Below are 18,433 nucleotides of genomic sequence, written 5' to 3' on the forward strand. Positions count from 1 at the left end.
CTGAGATTGGTTTATGGTTCCGGGCGTTCTCAGCGCCCGGACTTTTTATTTTACCCATTTTGTACAGCATTATTCAATGATTCCATCTCTCATCCTCGCCTTCATGGAGGTAGGTGACCGGCAGGTTTGACCCATAAAAACCAGTGTCATGTATCGGAAGACAGCGGTGCGTACGTATCCGGATCCAGGATGTTGTAGATCCATTGTACCACCTCTTTCAGTACCATTTCTTTTTCCGGCTCGTTATGCAGTTCATGGTAAAGGCCATCCCATACTTTGAGTGTAAGGTCACCCTCAAAGTTTGTTGCAAAAAATTGACTTCCTTTCAAAAAATTGATGCGGTCAGCAGAACCATGCATCAACAAGATCGGCACGGCGCTTTCGTGCCTTTTTGTATACAGGAATTCAGCTGCATCCAGGATGCCTACTCCAAGTTTTATTGATGCACTTTTGAACCGGTGGGGATCTGCATCTGCTTGCTTTACAATTTCTTCATCACGGCTGAGCCATTTTGTTTTCAGTCGTATTGGCAACATCATGGATGGCACAAATGCTGCTACTTTACGGACGATGCCACGCACCCATCTTGGAACATCGGCAAAGGTCTTGATAGCCGGTGCCGAAACAATGGCTCCGGCGATCTCTGGCTCATAGCGAAGCAGATAATATAGCAGGAGGTTGCCTCCCATGCTATGCCCGTACAAAAAAAGCGGCACCCCCGGGTAATCCTGTTCCAGTTGGGTCTTGAATCGATCTATGATCTGAAGTAACGTATCGTAATCGCTGATATGTCCTCTTTTGCCGCTGGACAGTCCGTGACCAGGTAAGTCGAAAGCTTCAAAAGCAATGTCTTCTTCCCTGAACCAGTCGGCAACGTGTGCATAGCGGACAGATTGATCTGCCAGTCCGTGGATCAGGCCGACCACGGCTTTTACCTCCTTAGGTGGTGTCCAATGGTGGAAAGTAATCGAGTAATCAAGGATTTGTTGTATGGAGGTAGAATGATGATCGTCTTCCATGTATTTAATAATAGCCCAGATAAGTTACAAACAAATTCCGGAATCCCGGAGGTACAGGAGGTTCTTGCAACATGGATTAGATGATCGTGGACATTCCTGCCTTCAATTTTTCCAGCTTCTGTTGATTGAGGGGTTCACCTTCAATGATGGAAGCTATCAGATCACCGGTTTGCGAGCAACTTAATTTATAGCTGGGTTTAAGATCTTCGGTACCAAACCCATTTGCAAGGTACACGTCGATGGCCTCCCGGATGGTCTGCGCTTCGGTATTCATATTCCAATGATCAAGCATCATGGCAGCAGAAAGGATGGTTGCAATCGGGTTTGCTATATCCTTGCCGGCACCCTGTGGATACGAGCCGTGGATTGGTTCATACATGGAAGTCTTCGATCCAACGGAGGCAGAAGGGAGCATACCGATCGAGCCGGTAATGACGGATGCTTCGTCTGACAGAATATCTCCGAACATGTTTTCGGTAAGGATGACATCAAACTGACCCGGATTAAGTATGATCTGCATGGCGGCATTATCCACAAACAGGTAGTCCAGAGTCACATCAGCATAGTCTTTTTTAGCCAGTTTGGTTACGGTATCGCGCCATAAACGTGAGGTTTCCAGGACATTGGCCTTATCCACAAGGGTTACCTTGTTGCGACGCAGTTGCGCGGCTTTAAATGCTTCGTGGGAGATGCGTTCAATTTCTTCAACATGGTAGCTGCAATGATCAAATGCGGTAGACCCCTCGGCAGAGCGGCCTTTTTCTCCGAAATAGATCCCACCGGTCAGTTCGCGGAAGATGACCATATCCACGGGACGAACGATATCCTCCTTAAGCGGGCTGTATTTGACCAGGGAAGGATATGCCTTTACTGGCCGGATGTTGCAGTACAGTCCCAGGTTTTTCCGGATAGCGAGCAAACCCTGTTCCGGACGCACTTTAGCATTCGGGTCCATATCGTATTTGGGATCTCCGATGGCGCCAAACAGTACGGCGTCGCTTTGCAAACTGGTTTCCAGGGTCTCGTCAGGTAGGGGAGAACCGGTCTTGTCAATGGCAGTAGCGCCTACGAGGCCAAAATTATAATGAAATTGATGGTGAAAACGGTCAGCGATTGCTTCAAGCACTTTGATGGCTTGTTCGATGACTTCAGGTCCGATGCCATCACCGGGTAGTACAGCGATTTTTTTATTCATGACGATTAATAGATGACTTGCTGCTTTTCAAAAGCCGCGATTTTATCTTTCAATGATAGTAAAAAGTCGATATCATCATACCCATTTATCAGGCACATTTTTTTGTAATCATTGATATCAAACGAAAAAGTTGCCCCAGTGCTGTCATTCCGGATGATCTGATCTTCCAAAGAAACGGTAAAAGTAGCTTTTGGATTTTGTTCAATAGACTTAAACATATCATCTAAAAATGCAGGACTAACCGTCACGGGTAGAAGTCCGTTATTGAGCGCGTTCCCTTTAAAGATATCGGCAAAGAAGGATGAAACCACAACCTTGAAACCAGCATCGTAGATGGCCCATGCCGCATGTTCACGACTGGATCCACATCCAAAGTTCTTACCGGCGACCAGGATTTTACCCTGGTACGTGGGATTATTCAGTACAAAGTCCGGATTAGGCACATCGCCTTTCATATAGCGCCAGTCACGGAATAAATTCTCACCAAAGCCATCGCGGCTGGTCGCTTTCAAAAAACGGGCGGGTATGATCTGATCGGTGTCAATATCTTCGATCGGAATCGGGACAGCAGTGGACTGCAGGGTGGTGAATTTATCCATTAGTTCAAATATTCTCTTACGTCAACAATTTCTCCGGCTACCGCACAGGCAGCGGCGGTTAACGGGCTGGCAAGCATGGTCCGTGCTCCGGGACCCTGACGACCCTCAAAATTCCGGTTTGATGTGGAAACACAGTATTCACCGGCGGGAATCTTGTCTTCATTCATCCCCAGGCAAGCCGAACATCCCGGTTCTCTCAGGTAGAATCCGGCGGCTTCGAAGATCTTATCCAGACCTTCTTTTCTGGCTTGTAGTTCGACTTGTTTCGAGCCGGGTATGATCATTGCCTGGACATGGTCCGATTTGGTCTTGCCCTGCAGGAATTGAGCTACCAGGCGCAGATCTTCGATCCGCGAATTGGTGCAGCTTCCTATAAAGACATGCTCGATGCGTTTACCCAATAATTCCTGGCCTGGATCCAGACCCATATAGTGCAGGGACTTTTCATAGTTCACCTTGTTCTCGACTTCATCCATGCCCGGGATATGTCCGGTGATACCGATGCCCATCCCGGGATTGGTTCCGTAGGTGATCATCGGTTCGATGTCAGCCGCATCGAAGATATATTCCGCATCAAAGACGGCATCTGCATCGGTGTACAACGTTTTCCAGTAGGACAGAGCTTCTTCGAAAGCAGCTCCCCTGGGAGCGAACTCACGTCCGTTCACATAGGCAAAAGTGGTCTCATCGGGTGCAATCATTCCACCGCGTGCTCCCATTTCTATGCTCATGTTGCAAATGGTCATCCGTGCTTCCATAGACAGGGAGCGTATGGCTGATCCGGCATATTCAACGAAATAACCGGTACCGCCGCTGGCGGTAAGTTTGGATATGATGTAGAGGATGATGTCTTTGGATAATACACCTGGTTTAAGCTGACCTTCCACACTGATCCGCATCTTCATGGGTTTAGCCTGAAGAACGCATTGCGAAGATAGGACTTGCTCAACCTGGCTGGTGCCGATACCAAATGCGATGGCGCCAAAAGCTCCGTGTGTGGAGGTATGACTGTCACCGCAAACGATGGTCATTCCCGGACGGGTGATACCCAGTTCCGGACCAATGACATGCACGATGCCCTGATAAGGGTGGCCTAAGCCATAGAGTGGCACGCCAAACGCTTCACAATTCTTCGTCAGGGTTTCCACCTGGTGGCGGCTTAAGGGATCGTTGATCGGCAGGTGCTGATTGATCGTAGGCACATTGTGATCGGCAGTGGCAACGGTATGATCCGGTCTGAAGACCTGAATATGTCGTTTTCTCAACCCGTCAAAAGCCTGAGGGCTGGTCACCTCATGAATGAAGTGCTTATCGATGTAGAGGACATCCGTGCCTCCCTCCAGGGTATGGACAACATGTGCATCCCAGATCTTGTCAAAAAGTGTCTTTCCCATAAAATTTAAGATCCTGTGTGATTAGGCTCAGGCGGCGTGTATTGAATTTTTTTCCAATAGCTGGCAAAGATCGTCTTCCTGGACTTCTTTTTTATCATCCGCCAATGAAAGAAATTGCTCATAGACGGAATCCAGCTCGTTTTTAGTTAATTCAAACCCGATCTGCCGCGCTTTAAATGCCAGGGCAGCCCGGCCACTGCGTGCGGTGAGGACAATGGAGCTGTGATCAACGCCGACATCCATCGGATCAATGATCTCGTACGTCTCCCGCTTTTTGATGACCCCATCCTGGTGGATACCGGAGGAGTGCGCAAATGCATTGGAACCCACGATGGCTTTATTAGGCTGGATCAGGACGCCCATTTTCTCGGAAACCAATTGACTGGTTTTGCTAAGGAGACGGCTGTTGATCCCGGTTTCAAAATTCAGGTAGGGGTGTTGTTTGAGGATCATGACAACTTCTTCCAGAGCGGTATTTCCTGCTCGCTCGCCGATCCCATTGATGGTGCATTCCACCTGACGGGCACCGTTCTGGACACCCGCTATGGAGTTAGCCGTGGCGAGTCCGAGATCGTTATGGCAATGCGTAGAAAGGGTTGCTTTATCAATGCCCTTCACATTATCCCTCAGGTAGGCGATCTTGGCTCCGTATTCTTCCGGAAGACAATAACCCGTCGTGTCCGGAATGTTCAATACTGTAGCTCCGGCAGCGACAACTGCTTCGATGACACGGGCCAGGTAGGCATTGTCTGTGCGGCCGGCATCTTCAGCATAGAACTCTACATCTTCCACAAATCGTTTGGCATACTTCACTGCAGCGACGGCCCGTTCCAGGATCTGCTCCGGTGTGGATTTGAACTTATAGCGGATGTGGCTCTCGGAAGTTCCGATGCCGGTGTGGATACGAGGATGCTTGGCATATTTTAAAGCGGCAGCTGCGGCTTCGATGTCTTTTTCCACCGAACGTGACAGTCCGCAAACCGTTGCATTTTTAATCAATTTGCTGATTTCCTGTACAGATGCGAAGTCGCCGGGACTGGATATAGGAAAGCCCGCTTCGATGATGTCCACACCCAGTTCTTCCAGGGCTTCTGCCAGCTCCAATTTTTGATTGGTATTCAGTTTACAACCCGGGACTTGTTCCCCATCTCGCAGTGTGGTATCGAAAATCTGTATTCTGGTTGACGACATAATTTTGCTAAATTTGACTTTGATTCAATCAAAAATATCGGGCATCTCTCGAAATCAGGAACTATTTTAACAGAACTGTTACAATTTCTAAGTCCGGTATATTTTCATAATATTTTGATATCCAATTACTTATAATTTTCTTATTACAATGCCAAAACCGCAAACGGACTATTTGGTACAGCTGATCAAATCCATGACAAAGTCTGAGAAGCGATTTTTCAAGGTCTTTGTCAACCGGAACAATGCTTCCGAGGATACCCTCTTTATCCAGCTATTCGATGCCATAGACCGGATGAAATCGTACGAGGAAGAGTCGATCCTAACGAAGATTCCTGGCATCAAGAAAGCCCAATTATCCAATCTGAAAGCCCATCTGTACAAACAATTACTGGTGAGTTTGCGACTGCTTCATCGCAATCAGATGGCCGATATTGAGATGCGTGAACGCCTGGACTATGCCCGCGTCCTGTACAGCAAAGGCCTGTACCGCCAGAGTCTGGAGATCCTGGATAAACTCAAAAGGAAATCAGAAGCCCTTTACCAGTATACCATAGCCCTCGAGATCCTGGAATTTGAAAAACTCATCGAGACCCAGTACATCACCCGGAGTATGTCCGACCGGGCAGAAGAGCTTACCCGAGAAGCTCAGGATCTGACAAATAAGGTGCGCCGGTCGCATGAGTTTTCCAATTTGTCCCTGTTGCTGTATGGATTATACCTGAAAGTAGGCTATGTGCGCAATGAAAAGGATTACCGGTTTGTAAAACAGTTTTTTGAGAGTCATTTACCCGCCTATTCCATATCCCATCTGGATTTTTTTGAAAAACTGTACCTCTATCAGTCCTACGTTTGGTATTACTATATGACGCAGGAATTTACCATGTACTTCCGCTATGCACAGAAGTGGGTGGATCTGTTTCATGACCACATTGAGATGATCGATTTTGACATGCCTTTGTACATCAAGGGACTGCACAATCTTTTGAATGCCCATTTCCTGACAGGTCAGTACCACCGCCTTTCTGAGGCGCTCAAGGAGATGGAAAATCTCCTCGCCCACAAGAGCCTGGATAAGAACATGGAGAGCCTGCTGACCCAATTCCTCTATACTCATCAGATCAGCAAGCATTATCTGGAGGGTACATTTACCGAGGGAATTGCATTGGCGGAAAGGCTGGCCAAATTGATTGATGAAAATCCCTATAACTGGGATTCGCACCGGGTAATGGTATTTTATTACCGGATTGCCTGCCTCTATTTTGGAAGCGGAAATCCATCCATGGCCATTACCTATCTGAACCGGATTATCAATGAGATCACGCCCGATTTCCGGGAAGATATCCAGGGATTTGCCCGGATACTCAATTTGATCAGTCATTATGAATTGGGCAACGACCAATTGGTGGAATACCAGGTCAAGTCGGTGTACCGATTTTTAAGCAAAATGGAAGATCTGAATAAAGTGCAGGTCGCTATCATCCGTTTTATCCGTAACCTGACCCGGATTTTGCCTGCAGACCTCAAACAAGAGATGATCCGTTTGCGTGATAAACTGGTCAAGCTGGAAAACGATCCGTATGAACGCCGGCCATTTCTTTATCTGGATATCATCTCCTGGCTGGATTCAAAGATCGAGTCTATTCCGGTACAGGATGTCATTCAGCGCAAATTCAGACAGAAGCAGAAAGCTATTCTGGAGCGATCACTTTCCACCTAGCGCGGCGGAATCATCTTGCCGCCAGTTTACCAGATTCAGGTACATGAGGATGATCCCTGCTAACATCATGACGATGCGCAGTATGAAAGCGCCTAATCTGCCGAAGTTATCGATCCAGGTAAGAAAGACAAACTGAAGTCCAACGAGATTGAGAATAATGGACAATATTCCAAATAGAAACAACAGAAATCCCAGGACGGTATAAAATGACTTCATAACTGAAATTAAACAATGGATCAAAGGTAGTTGTTTGTGTGGAAACATGGTATCCAAGGCTTCAACTGGCTTGGATAGTGTCCACAGAAAGCATTGTATTACGAATCCCCGCAGCAAAAAGTCTGAATATATGGATGGAGCAAAAGTAAAACTGATTGAATGTCCCCGGGATGCAGTCCAGGGCATTCATGCTTTTATTCCAACCGAATTAAAGGTGCGCTACCTCCAGCAATTGTTAAAAGTGGGATTCCATACCATTGATTTCGGGAGTTTTGTTTCCCACCAGGCTATACCTCAGATGGCGGACACTCACGATGTTATTCAGCGATTGGACATTTCGGATACAAATACCAGGTTGCTAGCCATCGTGGCGAATCTCCGCGGCGCTATTGAAGCGTCGGAATACGATGAGATCACCTATCTGGGATATCCCTTTTCAATTTCAGAGGTGTTTCAGATGCGCAATACCAACGCCACCATTGAACAATCCCTTGGTCGCGTGGAAGCCATACAGGAAGTTTGTGCAACCCGGAATAAATCACTGGTCATTTATGTTTCGATGGGCTTCGGAAATCCCTATGGTGAAACCTGGAACGTTGACATTGCTCAATATTGGGTAGACCGGCTGGCGGATATGGGGATCAAGATCATGTCTTTGTCCGATACCATTGGTGTGGCTACCCCTGAAACGATAAGTTATTTGTTCGGCAATCTGATCCCTCCTTATCCGGACGTCGAATTCGGGGCACATCTGCACACAACGCCGGACTCCTGGGGGCCAAAGATTGAAGCAGCTTTCAGCAACGGGTGTTTTCGATTTGACGGAGCCCTGAAAGGATATGGCGGATGCCCGATGGCCAAGGATGAGCTGGTGGGCAACATGCCAATGGAAAACCTGCTCCGCTTTATGCATCAGCATGGAGAACTAACCGGTCTGGACATGGAAGCCCTCGCTGAAGCGGAGCAAATAGCGCTGGAAGTCTATGCATATGCGGATCGGTAAGGGTTGGCTTTCAATATGGATAACCGTGTCTCGATAACAGTTCCTTCAGCCGCGCTTTTCGTTCTGTGACCGTTTCATCCAGTATGGAGTCCGCCAGGGGAGAAAGCTCCTCAGGATCGGTGGGCAGGTGATAAAATCGCCCGTCCGTGTACAATTTCCAGGTCCGGTCCTGAGCAAAGGTCGCAGCTTTCCAGGGGCCCCAATGCGGGTCGTAGGAGCAGTATATGGCATCACGTCCGGGTTGTGATTGATGCATTAGCCCGCGCCAGAATGATTGACCGGGACCATCATAACGATTATTCACTTGATGCGAAGCATCCAGCAAAGTAGGGATCAAATCCGTAAAATCGATCAAACCTTCGTAAACGGAATTTCCGGTTATGGAGTCCGGGTACCAAACGAACCCCGGAACATGTGTGCCCCGGTCATTCGGTAATCCTTTGCCACCTTGGACAATTTCCCCATTGCAAATACTTTCGATTTGTTGGTCTGTTCCGTTATCACTCATAAAGATCAACAGGAGTGGTCGCGGGTGCTCCCGGGCGGCTTGCAACAGGATACCTATCTCCCGGTCCATAGCGGTTACCATACTCGCAAAGTTTGCCGGATTGCTGCGGATGGAATCTTCTGCACCGGGAACTTCCGGAGCGGGAAGAAAAGGATCGTGTGTCAGCACCATCGAATAGAAGAAGAATCGCGGAAAGGCAGCAGCCTGATGCATCAGACTGTTCAGTTTTCCGGCAAAATAATCCGGTCCATAGCCGCCGCTAAAGGTCTGCGTATGTCCATTTTCTGTAATGGTGGGACGATAGTATCGTGATCCCAGAGTGTCCATCTGCCAGACATAATGGTAATCAAAGCCCGCTTGTTCCGGGGTAGAACCTCCCTGGCCAGCCAGTTTTCTTTGGTATTCGTTTCCATATAGTTGCCATTTACCGATGATGTAGGAGCGATAACCTGCGTCTTTCAGATAATCCGGTAAGGTCGTAAAAGAGGTATCCAGGATGCCGAATCCACGATAGGTTTCATCGTTGTATTTTCCGGTAAGAAGTTGAACCCTGCTCGGAGTACAAAGGGGCATGCTGTACAAATGTTTGAGAAGTACCCCTTCACGGGCAATCTGATCCAGATTGGGCGTGGAATAACTGGTTCCACCATAGCTCGTAAGCGTTTCCAACCCAAGGTCATCAGCCAGAATAAAGAGGATGTCCGGAGCAGTTTGATCTTCAGTCGATGAGGTGGAACAAGCCATCCATAGTAGCAGGGGTATGAGCAGCCCGATCTTTTGTATCAATGTGGTGTACATGGCCATAAGTTGTGCACTATTTGACGATCAGTCGCAACGCTTCTCTTCGGGTGAGTGGTGCCAGTTTGTGGGTCTCGGTGAAGGCGATTACCGCCTCAGGACTGACTCGTGAATAGTTCCGCAAAGCCCATCCGGCTGCTTTTTGCAGGAAGAACTCCTTGCTGTCTTTCACATGGAGGATGTAATCGAATAATAACGTTTCATCGGTTTTGTCACGATACAGTAGTTGAAAAATAATTGCAGCTCGTTGGAGCCAGAAGTTGTCGCTTTTGATCCAGCGTCTTGTGACTGGAATCTTTTGTTCCGGGAATTGCCGAAAGTGTATGCCCGCAAGTTTGGATACCCAGTCCACGGTATCCCACCAGCTTCGATGGGTTATCTGCCACTCCAATAATTTGATCAGCTGTGGATCTTTCTCTTTTTGTGCATATTCCACCATTTCGATGGACGCGTAATGCAGTTCGCGATGATCGTCCTCAAAACAGAGTTCAACGAAATTCCATAACCTTTTACCGGTAAACAGTCCATGTTCTCGATAAAAAGGCTTGACGATATGGAGCCATTCAGGTGCTTTAAGCCCGTAATGCTCAAACTGGTTACGGAGGTAAGCCATCTGACCCGCTGCGCGTATCGGATCACCCTGTTCAGCAAATAGTTGACTTAAATGATTCAGATAACCTTCCGGCGTTTTTTGAAAAGACATGATCTGAACTAGTTTTTTGACATCAGTGCAATCCGGTTTCCTTCACTGTCTTCTATGACTGCCATAAATCCTCGTTCTTCGGATATTTGTCGTTTAGAGATCAGGATTTTATGCCCGCTCTCCGTTACCCGTTTTAAGACCGGATCCAGTGAGGGTTCTGCGTTCAGATAAATTAACGGTCCTTGATTCCCCGGAAAATAAAAATCAGGGTGATAGGCCAGTGCCCCCTGTACCTCATCCTGCTGGCCTGGAAACAGGATCAATACGAATTCATTTCCAAGGGGTAAACGCTGCATGCTGATATCAAAGATTGATTCATAAAACTGCTGAGCCCGGTCCGGATCAGATACCGGAATTTCGAACCATGCAATCCGATTGGCCATAATAATATAGGTTTACAGCAAGGTACGTTTCTTGGAAAGAAGATAAGGTATTGCCCCAAAGAAAACGTGGCTACTCCGCTTTCACCAGCCACTTTCCCTGTTGCGAATACCTGGTTTGATATCTGACATAATAGGTGCCGGCAGGCAGTAGGCTCGCATCCCAATCCTGTGTATACCAACCTGCTGCGAATTTGCCTTGTGCCAGAGTGCTTATGCGTTGCCCGGCGCCATTAAACAGCTGAACAAGGATGGACTCTTCACTATTGCCTGCAAACCGGATGGTGGTTCGCTGTGAGAATGGATTGGGATAAGCGTCAACCAGACTGCGACCTGCCACCTGATTTTGCTCGTGTATGGCCGTTGAGATGCATGGGCTATTGGTGACAAATGGAATTTTTTGAAATTGATTGGTAAAAATGGATCCCAGATCATTGGGGCCCAGGCAGAACCAATCTTCCAGAATGGTCGTATAGATACTCCGGAAATCATAATGCATGGGTAAGTTTACTTCAACATCGACTTTTTCGGGTAGGGTAGGATTGGGGCCCCAAACTGAGGACTGAACGCCGTCACCAAACACAAAAAGTGGAGCAGCGGCGCCATGGTCGGTCCCAAGACTTGAGTTTGAAATAACCCGGCGGCCGAATTCGCTGAACGTCATGCCCATCACCCGTTCAGAGATACCCAGGTAGCGTAGATCATCCACAAATGCTTTGATACCATCACCCAGTGCTTGCAATAAATTGGCATGTTCACCTTTGGTATGATCGTTATTGATAACCTGCGCATCATGGGTGTCAAATCCATCCAGCGATACCATGTAAATCCGGGTCTTTAATCCACCGGCAATGAGCTTGGCTACGATCCTGAGCTGTTCTGCCAGGGCATTATTGGTGGGATAGTTGTTTTGTGTGGTCACCCTTCCCGCTGCTTTTTTAATAACCTGACCATAAACCTGTGATTGTTTGGTGATCAGGCGGATGTATGCGAGCTTTTCACCGGAAAGGGTATCCTGGGCTTGTTCTTCCACATCATCAACCAGGCTGTAAAACCAGTTGGGATCACCGACAACCATACCCATCGCGCTGGCTGGCCCCTGGAATGCAAGGGAGAGGTTGTAGCCAATCTGAATGGCAAGGGGATCGGGCATGATGTCATTAGGGTAGTCGATGGGGAAGTTGGGATATTCCTGGTTCAGGTAGCGGCCCATCCAACCGGAGGACAGGATTTCATCGTGGTCGGCAGCAGTCATCCAGATGTCCGTTGACCGGAAGTGGGAATAATCCTGATCCGGGTATCCAACGTTCTGGATGATGCTGAGATGTCCATCGTTGTAAAGGTCGCGTAACCCACCTAATGAAGGGTGGAGTGCAACCCGGTCTACACCGGTGAGTGAAAGCAATTTGTTTTCAGGGATGATCACCTCCGGCCTGACGTTGGCCAGTGTGTCGTACAGGTCCAGCGGGATCACCGTGTTTAATCCATCATTGCCACCTGCCAGATAAACCAGTACCAAAACTTTGTCGGTGTCGACGAAGTCGTTGTACATAGCCTTAAGAAAAGGAGAATTCATGAAGGCCTGCACCCCGAATCCACCGGCCAGAGATGGCATGAACAAGGCGTTGTATTTAAGGAAATCTCTTCTTTGCATGGAATAGGGTATTTATTGAAGGTGATATTCCGAAAGCTGAAACAAATACTGGAAGAATGGCTTTACCCGGTTTTCTACCGTCATCCGGGCCATTTCATCGTAGGGAGTCAGTTTATAGGCAAACCAGGCCTGGTTCCAATAGCCTTCATTTGCCTGACCGGAAAGCAGGATGGACTTCATCTGGTTGCGTTGCAATTCACTGACCGGTACAGCCAACAGGAGATCGATGATCTCATCAAGCATTGGGTTTAGTTGATTGGGATTGTCCAGGCTGTCTATGAACGCCAGCAGATCCACATTGGTCAATAAGTTTTCCGACCAGAATCCCCAATAAATGAAGGAATCTGTGGTCAGCGCACGACGAGGTATGGAATCCGTGGTAATCCACGACTTATCGTACTGAGGGTATTGGTGGTAGGCCGGCCAGCCGGCAACATTGGGTGGATCCATAAGTTGCTGTCCCAGGCTGGACATCTGCCAGAGGGAGGAAGTCCTGATCTCCAGGTTGTTTTGTACCGACGCATTGGCAGGCATTTTGACCTGCATCGAACGCCAGAAACCAATGAAGAAGTCAACCGGACTTTTAATCATCGCTCCACGCAGTTCCGGGTCAAAAAAATGAGCGGAGTTCAGCAGGGTACGCAGTACTGGCTCGATATCGTAGTTGTTATCACGGAGCAGCATGGCCAAAGGCTCAATGATCGATTGTTCAGTCTCGTCAGAAATGTATGGATACACAAAAAACCGGTAGATCTTTCGACAGATGAACAAGGCTGTCTCCTGGTTGGCAAATATCATATCCAGCAATTCATCGGTTTCTTTTGCTCCATCCGGACCATAATTTCCCTTGATAACCTTGTTGCCATAAAAGGATGAGAATTGTTTGTCAGACTGATCGTGTAGCCAATAATTAAAGTAAGACTGGTAAGTTCCTTCCCACTGGATCGTCCAGCCGGTCAGGACTTTGGCTGCCATCTTGACGTCCTCTTCGGTATAATTGGAATTGGGGCCTTTACCAATGCAGAACAATTCCTGTAGTTCACGACCGTAATTTTCATCCGGGCTTTCCTGGTTGTTGAATGCGCCATTAAGGTAGAGGAGCATTTGCGGATCGGTGGTAATGGATTTAGTCAATGTCCGGAAATTGCCAAATGCCTGCTCATGTAATAATTTAAAGTGACGGTAAGCCTGATTAGCCCAGAAAACACCCCAGGTCTGGGTCGAAAAATGGTTGTGCCAGAACAACATCATTTTTTGTTGAAGGCTGGCCGATTGGTTCATTAACTGATCAACCCACCATGCCTTCAAGCTCACTATGCGCGCACTGGTCAGATCACCGTTTGTTGTGTGATCGTTCACCCAGGTCTGACCAAAGGGAATGTTGGGGTCTTTCAGATCATCACGGTTGTAATCATTGACAGGTAATGGTTGGGGGTGAACCTCAAACAAACGATCCAGGGTAGCTGCCAAGCCAGAAACGACGGCCTGATCCACTTCATCCTTCTTTGCTCCAAACAGGGTCCGGCGCAGCAAATGCACGGCATCCAGGTAATTAAAGTCACCGCCATAAGGTTCCAGCCCACTGGTTATTCCCAGAGGCTGCCATTCTTGTATCGGGGTAAGCATCTCCATTTAGCAAGTCATTTTATAGTTAACGCAATTGATACTCTGTCCGGTACCGGTTAGGGTAATGCATTTGGAATATAAAGGAAATAACATATCCCATGACGCGTAGATCGGACGATGGTTAACAGAGGTGGTCAATAATACAGTAACTTATAAGATACATCGTTGAAAATGGTCAGATCTTTCTTAAATTTTATCCATGGAAAGTGATTCTTAGTAAAGAAAGAGCCGTAATTCCAAATAACATTTTAAAGATGATTTCCGGAGTACATACCATTATCTATTCCATGAATGCAGAGGCAGACAAGGCTTTTTTCCAGGACATCCTAAAATGGCCATACGTTGATGTGGGGCATGGGTGGTTGATCTTCAGGCTTCCTCCAGCTGAACTCGCCGTGCACCCCTCTGGAAACAGTCATCATCATGAACTGTACCTGATGTGTGATGACATCCATGGATTTGTGGAGGATATGAAGGTGCATCACGTCAATTGTAGTGAAATTAAAGATCAGGGATGGGGATTATTGGTTGATCTGACCTTGCCCGGAGGAGGAATTTTGGGGGTGTACCAACCAAGACACCCAAGGCCATAAATCAGGTACCTTATGTGGTAGGCTTATATTACAGGGATGTTGTGGAACGCTATCGGTTGTCGTAATTCCACCTTTGCCTGACGTGTTCGTAGGCCAGGATAGCAGCCGTGTTGGAAACATTCAGGGAATCGTTTTGTCCAAACATTGGAATCTTAACGAATTGATCAGCCCGTTTGCGCCAGGCTTCCCGCACACCCGTGGATTCTGTCCCCAACACCAGGGCTACCGGCCCTGCCAAATTGACCTCCCAGGGCGGCAGACCTCCTTCCAGTTGCGTCGTGATCACATGGACCGACTTCAGCCATTGCAGCGCTTCATCCAGGGTACACAACGCAACGGGTACAGAAAACAGGGTGCCTACGCTGGAGCGAATGACATTAGGGTTGTAAAGGTCGGAGACAGGATCTACAACGATCACCCCGGCCAGCCCTGCTGCATCTGCTGTACGCAGGATGGCTCCGATATTGCCTGGTTTTTCTACCTGATCAAGCAACAGGTAACAAGAGGTCCCGGTAGGTGTGCCCAGAGAACTTAACGGATGTTCCTTAGCGGTGGCAATTGCACATGCATCTACGGTTCCGGAACGGTAAATCAGGGTGGAGAACAACTCACTTTTCACCTCACAGCAGGGGAGGGTAGAATATTTCCAGTCCCCGGGCATCCCCGAGCCTTCACGCAGGATCAGATGGTTAATGGTATAGCCATTCTCCAGAGCCATCCGGATCTCCTTCCAATCCTCCATGACAAACAGACCTTCCTGTCTGCGCGCACGGGATTTTTCCCGTAAACGGTGGATCGATTTAATGGTTGGATTGGATGCAGAAGCAATGATCATTATCTTTGATTATAGCTGTGCGGCGATCATAAAGGTAAAAGTAATATCGGTACATGATTTACGGTAACATACCCTTCTTTCGAATCAAATGGTCATACCTATTAGGGTATGGACTATTGTTTGGAGGCTTGTCGGGATTCATTTCATGGCTTGAGTTCAACTATACCCTTGAAGCGATCGATCCACGTTGGGCATTTTTCTGGATAGGGCTGTTATTTACGATCGTAGGTGCATGGGGAGGCCGTGTCCTAACCAGTCAGGTGACATCCACGGCATCCATGGTTAAGATTCATGAGGTTTCCAACGATGGAACGGACCTACGCATTTCAATGGATCATGCGACGAAACCTGTCAATGGATTAAGTGACCGGGAATATGAAGTTCTGGTAGCCATGGCGGCCGGAAAGTCTAATCAGGAAATTGCCAATGATCTTTATATCGCCATCAGCACTGTGAAGACCCATGTTTCAAGGATTCTGCAAAAAACGGATGCCAAGCGACGTACCCAGGCTATCCGGCATGCTAAAAGAATGGGTTGGATTCGCTGAAATAGTCATTTTTTCTGGATAATTGGTTAAAATCCTACTTTAGGCGGATGCGTCTTATCAGTCTTTGCTGCAATTTTAGTTCAAAAAACGAATATGCGTAAAATCATTTTAACCAATGGATTGATCGCCGGATTCATGATACCGGCAATAATGGGATTGGTGGTATTGGTAGCCGGGGAAGGAAGCGGATTCACCGAAATTGCCGGTTTCGCTTCCATGATCATCGCCCTTTCTACCATATACCTGGGAATCAGGCAATACCGTGACCGGGTACAAGCAGGCAATATCACGTTTTGGCAGGGTGTGAAGGTAGGCATGCTGATTACACTGATCGCCTCGGCAATTTATGTGATCAGCTGGACCATTTATTATTACCTGGGGCCGGGCCAGAATATGATGGATCAATATTTTCAGAATCAAATCGATCAACTGCAGGCGGATGGCAATCTTACCAAAATACAAGCGATGCAGGATATGAAGGTCAACTACAGCAAGCCATACATATTGATCGCTTACACCTTTATGGAAATCTTTCCGGTAGGATTGCTGATAACACTTATCGCTGCAATGATCAACAAGCGCTGATCAGAGGAATGTCCTGATTGACAGCCTCAGTCCTGGATGATAAAGGGCAACCGTGCCATAGGACCTTGATGGTTTTGCCAGAATTCCAGCTCCCTGACGTATGGTTCCCATTTCCCAAGTTTAAATTTCAACCTGGAAGAAATCAGGTCATCGGAATTTTGTCCCGTAACTTGTTCCAGAATCCGTGTTAAAGGATCTTTGATCGGAGGATAGGAAGCAGTCCGGTAATCATCAATACCTGCTAATTCAGCGGCTTTCTTAATAGCGTCGTTGAGGTTGCCAATCTGATCCACCAGTCCTACCTGCAGGGCATCTTCCCCGGTCCAGACCCGCCCCTGAGCTACTTCATGGACAGCTTCTTTGGACATCTTCCGGCCTTCGGATACATTGGAGATGAACAGGTCGTAGAAATTGTCGGTCTGTAACTGCAGTATTCTTCCCTCTTCATCCGAGAGGGGTAACAGTGAAGTAAACCCTGCCGCGTATTTACCGGTAGAAACGGTATCAACGTAAATCCCGATCTTGTCTTCCAGCAGGCCATTGAAATTGGGCATCATCAGAAACACGCCGATGGATCCGGTCAGTGTATTCGGTTCGCTGATGATGAAGTCCGATTTACAGGAAATAAAATAGCCACCGGAAGCTGCATAATCACCATAGGAAGCGACCACTGGTTTTCCTGCCGCTTTTATTTTTTCTATTTCGGAGAGGATGTCCTGGGATGCCATAATACTACCCCCCGGAGAGTTTACCCGTAAAACGAGGGCTTTGATTTTGTCATCGAGGCGGATCTTACGCAATTGCCTGGCATATTTTCCTCCCCCAATCACACCTTCGGCTGTACTTCCGTCCACAATGTCACCCTCTGCATACAATACGGCTATTTTGTCCCGGGCGCTGTAATCCGTGCCGAGACCACGGGCCTTCTTGTATTCATCCATGGTGACATAATTAATTTTATCATCCTCTTCCAGTCCTATCTGTTTGCGGATGTAATCATCGGCAGCAAAGGGTCCCCCGATTTCATCCACCAGGCCGTATTGAAGAGCCTGTTCTGCATTTTGGGCCAGAAATTCATTGGCGATTTCACGCAGTCGGTCTGTGGTCTGATTGCGATCCTCGCCGATCTCCTTAAGATAGAGTGCATAGATGCTTTCCAGATACTCCCGAATCTGATAGCGGTTTTGCGGACTCATTTTATTCAGGCGGAATGGTTCGGTTGCCCCTTTGTACTGGCCTTTGTAGAAGACCTCCATTTTAACCCCTATTTTATCGAGTGCATCTTTAAAAAATGGAGTTATCGACGCAAAACCCCTGAAGTCAACACCTCCAACCGGATTAATAATGATGTGATCTGCCGCGGATGCCACCAGGTAACCGGTCTTGTCAAAATACCTCCCGTCAGCAACGACGAACTTTCCGGATTTCCGGAATTCATCAAGGGCATCTTTTAGGGCCAGGGCAGTGGCCTGTCCGTGGAGATTGGACATACTGCCAAGTTTGACTCCTTTTACATCGTTATCTGATTCGGCCTTCTTCAGCAGGGTGATCAGGTCCTGAAGTCCGACATAGTCTTTTTGTTCCAGAGAGAATGAGAAGTTTTGAACGTTGTTGGTCAATTCTGGTAATGCATAATCCAGTGACAGGTCCAGAACCGTGTTGGGCTTTACGGCAACCTGCTTTTCCGCAACTTTTGTGAACCACCCCACCATTGCGATCCCCAGAAATACCAGGATTACTGATGCGAGAATGGTACCCAGACAGGAAGCAAATAGAAATTTAAAAAATTGTTTCATGATCGATTATAACTGCCTTATATCTAATAAATCGCTCAAAGCTAATGCTTGTTCAACCGCCGTATGGGAATAT

Annotated in this window: 18 protein-coding genes; 5 read left to right on the plus strand and 13 right to left on the minus strand. The window is 47.6% G+C overall.

Annotated elements, in window-relative coordinates; genetic code table 11:
• Positions 1-146 precede the first annotated feature (146 nt).
• The 5 genes from H6570_04375 to H6570_04395 all read right to left on the minus strand — a co-directional run bounded on the left by H6570_04375 (position 147) and on the right by H6570_04395 (position 5,398).
• Positions 147-1,019 (minus strand): lysophospholipase, encoded by an 873-nt coding sequence (locus H6570_04375; GenBank protein MCB9318495.1) that lies wholly within the window; start codon positions 1,017-1,019, stop codon positions 147-149.
• Between the two features lie 76 nt (positions 1,020-1,095).
• A complete protein-coding gene (gene leuB / locus H6570_04380; protein MCB9318496.1) occupies positions 1,096-2,214 on the minus strand; it encodes a 3-isopropylmalate dehydrogenase in 1,119 nt (372 codons plus the stop codon).
• A 5-nt stretch (positions 2,215-2,219) separates the two neighbouring features.
• Positions 2,220-2,813 (minus strand): 3-isopropylmalate dehydratase small subunit, encoded by a 594-nt coding sequence (leuD, locus tag H6570_04385; GenBank protein MCB9318497.1) that lies wholly within the window; start codon positions 2,811-2,813, stop codon positions 2,220-2,222.
• Positions 2,813-4,207: a 3-isopropylmalate dehydratase large subunit gene (gene leuC, locus H6570_04390; protein MCB9318498.1), complete on the minus strand. Its 1,395-nt coding sequence runs from the start codon at positions 4,205-4,207 to the stop codon at positions 2,813-2,815. The genes leuD and leuC overlap by 1 nt, the downstream gene beginning before the upstream one ends.
• A 27-nt stretch (positions 4,208-4,234) precedes the next feature.
• The gene (locus H6570_04395) at positions 4,235-5,398 is read right to left on the minus strand and encodes a 2-isopropylmalate synthase (GenBank protein MCB9318499.1); all 1,164 of its coding nucleotides are present in this window, start codon (positions 5,396-5,398) and stop codon (positions 4,235-4,237) included.
• Positions 5,399-5,546: 148 nt separating this feature from the next.
• Here H6570_04395 and H6570_04400 point away from each other — a divergent pair, with 148 nt between their 5' ends.
• Positions 5,547-7,115, plus strand: coding sequence for a hypothetical protein (locus H6570_04400; GenBank protein MCB9318500.1), 1,569 nt, complete (start codon positions 5,547-5,549; stop codon positions 7,113-7,115).
• On the opposite strand, the gene H6570_04405 is transcribed toward H6570_04400, so the two are convergent.
• Positions 7,101-7,331 carry a hypothetical protein gene (locus H6570_04405; GenBank protein MCB9318501.1) on the minus strand — a complete coding sequence of 77 codons (231 nt, stop codon included), beginning with the start codon at positions 7,329-7,331 and terminating at the stop codon, positions 7,101-7,103. The two genes, H6570_04400 and H6570_04405, sit on opposite strands and share 15 nt — an antisense overlap.
• 130 nt (positions 7,332-7,461) lie before the next feature.
• Here H6570_04405 and H6570_04410 point away from each other — a divergent pair, with 130 nt between their 5' ends.
• Positions 7,462-8,334, plus strand: a complete 873-nt coding sequence (locus H6570_04410) for a hydroxymethylglutaryl-CoA lyase (GenBank protein MCB9318502.1) — start codon at positions 7,462-7,464, stop codon at positions 8,332-8,334.
• 10 nt (positions 8,335-8,344) lie between these two features.
• On the opposite strand, the gene H6570_04415 is transcribed toward H6570_04410, so the two are convergent.
• From H6570_04415 to H6570_04435, 5 genes are all read right to left on the minus strand, one after another.
• Complete coding sequence (locus tag H6570_04415) at positions 8,345-9,640, minus strand: sulfatase-like hydrolase/transferase (protein MCB9318503.1); 1,296 nt, start codon at positions 9,638-9,640, stop codon at positions 8,345-8,347.
• 16 nt (positions 9,641-9,656) lie between these two features.
• Positions 9,657-10,343 carry a DNA alkylation repair protein gene (locus tag H6570_04420; GenBank protein MCB9318504.1) on the minus strand — a complete coding sequence of 229 codons (687 nt, stop codon included), beginning with the start codon at positions 10,341-10,343 and terminating at the stop codon, positions 9,657-9,659.
• A gap of 8 nt (positions 10,344-10,351) precedes the next feature.
• Positions 10,352-10,726 carry a VOC family protein gene (locus H6570_04425; GenBank protein ID MCB9318505.1) on the minus strand — a complete coding sequence of 125 codons (375 nt, stop codon included), beginning with the start codon at positions 10,724-10,726 and terminating at the stop codon, positions 10,352-10,354.
• Between the two features lie 70 nt (positions 10,727-10,796).
• The gene (locus H6570_04430; GenBank protein ID MCB9318506.1) at positions 10,797-12,377 is read right to left on the minus strand and encodes a DUF1501 domain-containing protein; all 1,581 of its coding nucleotides are present in this window, start codon (positions 12,375-12,377) and stop codon (positions 10,797-10,799) included.
• A gap of 12 nt (positions 12,378-12,389) precedes the next feature.
• On the minus strand, positions 12,390-14,009 hold the full coding sequence (locus H6570_04435) for a DUF1800 domain-containing protein (protein MCB9318507.1): 1,620 nt from the start codon (positions 14,007-14,009) through the stop codon (positions 12,390-12,392).
• Between the two features lie 248 nt (positions 14,010-14,257).
• Here H6570_04435 and H6570_04440 point away from each other — a divergent pair, with 248 nt between their 5' ends.
• Positions 14,258-14,596, plus strand: coding sequence for an extradiol dioxygenase (locus H6570_04440; GenBank protein MCB9318508.1), 339 nt, complete (start codon positions 14,258-14,260; stop codon positions 14,594-14,596).
• A 49-nt stretch (positions 14,597-14,645) separates the two neighbouring features.
• Here H6570_04440 and H6570_04445 read toward each other — a convergent pair whose 3' ends face one another.
• Positions 14,646-15,431, minus strand: a complete 786-nt coding sequence (locus tag H6570_04445; GenBank protein MCB9318509.1) for an RNA methyltransferase — start codon at positions 15,429-15,431, stop codon at positions 14,646-14,648.
• Positions 15,432-15,484: 53 nt separating this feature from the next.
• Between H6570_04445 and H6570_04450 the strand changes: the two genes are divergently transcribed.
• Together H6570_04450 and H6570_04455 are read left to right on the plus strand one after the other, a co-directional pair.
• Positions 15,485-15,979: a response regulator transcription factor gene (locus H6570_04450; protein ID MCB9318510.1), complete on the plus strand. Its 495-nt coding sequence runs from the start codon at positions 15,485-15,487 to the stop codon at positions 15,977-15,979.
• 93 nt (positions 15,980-16,072) lie between these two features.
• Positions 16,073-16,564: a DUF4199 domain-containing protein gene (locus tag H6570_04455; GenBank protein ID MCB9318511.1), complete on the plus strand. Its 492-nt coding sequence runs from the start codon at positions 16,073-16,075 to the stop codon at positions 16,562-16,564.
• A gap of 26 nt (positions 16,565-16,590) precedes the next feature.
• On the opposite strand, the gene sppA is transcribed toward H6570_04455, so the two are convergent.
• Positions 16,591-18,360, minus strand: a complete 1,770-nt coding sequence (sppA, locus tag H6570_04460; GenBank protein MCB9318512.1) for a signal peptide peptidase SppA — start codon at positions 18,358-18,360, stop codon at positions 16,591-16,593.
• Positions 18,361-18,433 lie beyond the last annotated feature (73 nt).

This window comes from Lewinellaceae bacterium (genome assembly GCA_020636135.1).
Taxonomy (GTDB): domain Bacteria; phylum Bacteroidota; class Bacteroidia; order Chitinophagales; family Saprospiraceae; genus JAGQXC01.

Coding starts and splice junctions, on each gene's coding strand:
- H6570_04375 (MCB9318495.1), bottom strand. CDS start 1,019: ATGGAAGACGATCATCATTCTACCTCCATACAACAAATCCTTGATTAC.
- leuB (MCB9318496.1), bottom strand. CDS start 2,214: ATGAATAAAAAAATCGCTGTACTACCCGGTGATGGCATCGGACCTGAA.
- leuD (MCB9318497.1), bottom strand. CDS start 2,813: ATGGATAAATTCACCACCCTGCAGTCCACTGCTGTCCCGATTCCGATC.
- leuC (MCB9318498.1), bottom strand. CDS start 4,207: ATGGGAAAGACACTTTTTGACAAGATCTGGGATGCACATGTTGTCCAT.
- H6570_04395 (MCB9318499.1), bottom strand. CDS start 5,398: ATGTCGTCAACCAGAATACAGATTTTCGATACCACACTGCGAGATGGG.
- H6570_04400 (MCB9318500.1), top strand. CDS start 5,547: ATGCCAAAACCGCAAACGGACTATTTGGTACAGCTGATCAAATCCATG.
- H6570_04405 (MCB9318501.1), bottom strand. CDS start 7,331: ATGAAGTCATTTTATACCGTCCTGGGATTTCTGTTGTTTCTATTTGGA.
- H6570_04410 (MCB9318502.1), top strand. CDS start 7,462: ATGGATGGAGCAAAAGTAAAACTGATTGAATGTCCCCGGGATGCAGTC.
- H6570_04415 (MCB9318503.1), bottom strand. CDS start 9,640: ATGTACACCACATTGATACAAAAGATCGGGCTGCTCATACCCCTGCTA.
- H6570_04420 (MCB9318504.1), bottom strand. CDS start 10,343: ATGTCTTTTCAAAAAACGCCGGAAGGTTATCTGAATCATTTAAGTCAA.
- H6570_04425 (MCB9318505.1), bottom strand. CDS start 10,726: ATGGCCAATCGGATTGCATGGTTCGAAATTCCGGTATCTGATCCGGAC.
- H6570_04430 (MCB9318506.1), bottom strand. CDS start 12,377: ATGCAAAGAAGAGATTTCCTTAAATACAACGCCTTGTTCATGCCATCT.
- H6570_04435 (MCB9318507.1), bottom strand. CDS start 14,009: ATGGAGATGCTTACCCCGATACAAGAATGGCAGCCTCTGGGAATAACC.
- H6570_04440 (MCB9318508.1), top strand. CDS start 14,258: ATGATTTCCGGAGTACATACCATTATCTATTCCATGAATGCAGAGGCA.
- H6570_04445 (MCB9318509.1), bottom strand. CDS start 15,431: ATGATCATTGCTTCTGCATCCAATCCAACCATTAAATCGATCCACCGT.
- H6570_04450 (MCB9318510.1), top strand. CDS start 15,485: ATGATTTACGGTAACATACCCTTCTTTCGAATCAAATGGTCATACCTA.
- H6570_04455 (MCB9318511.1), top strand. CDS start 16,073: ATGCGTAAAATCATTTTAACCAATGGATTGATCGCCGGATTCATGATA.
- sppA (MCB9318512.1), bottom strand. CDS start 18,360: ATGAAACAATTTTTTAAATTTCTATTTGCTTCCTGTCTGGGTACCATT.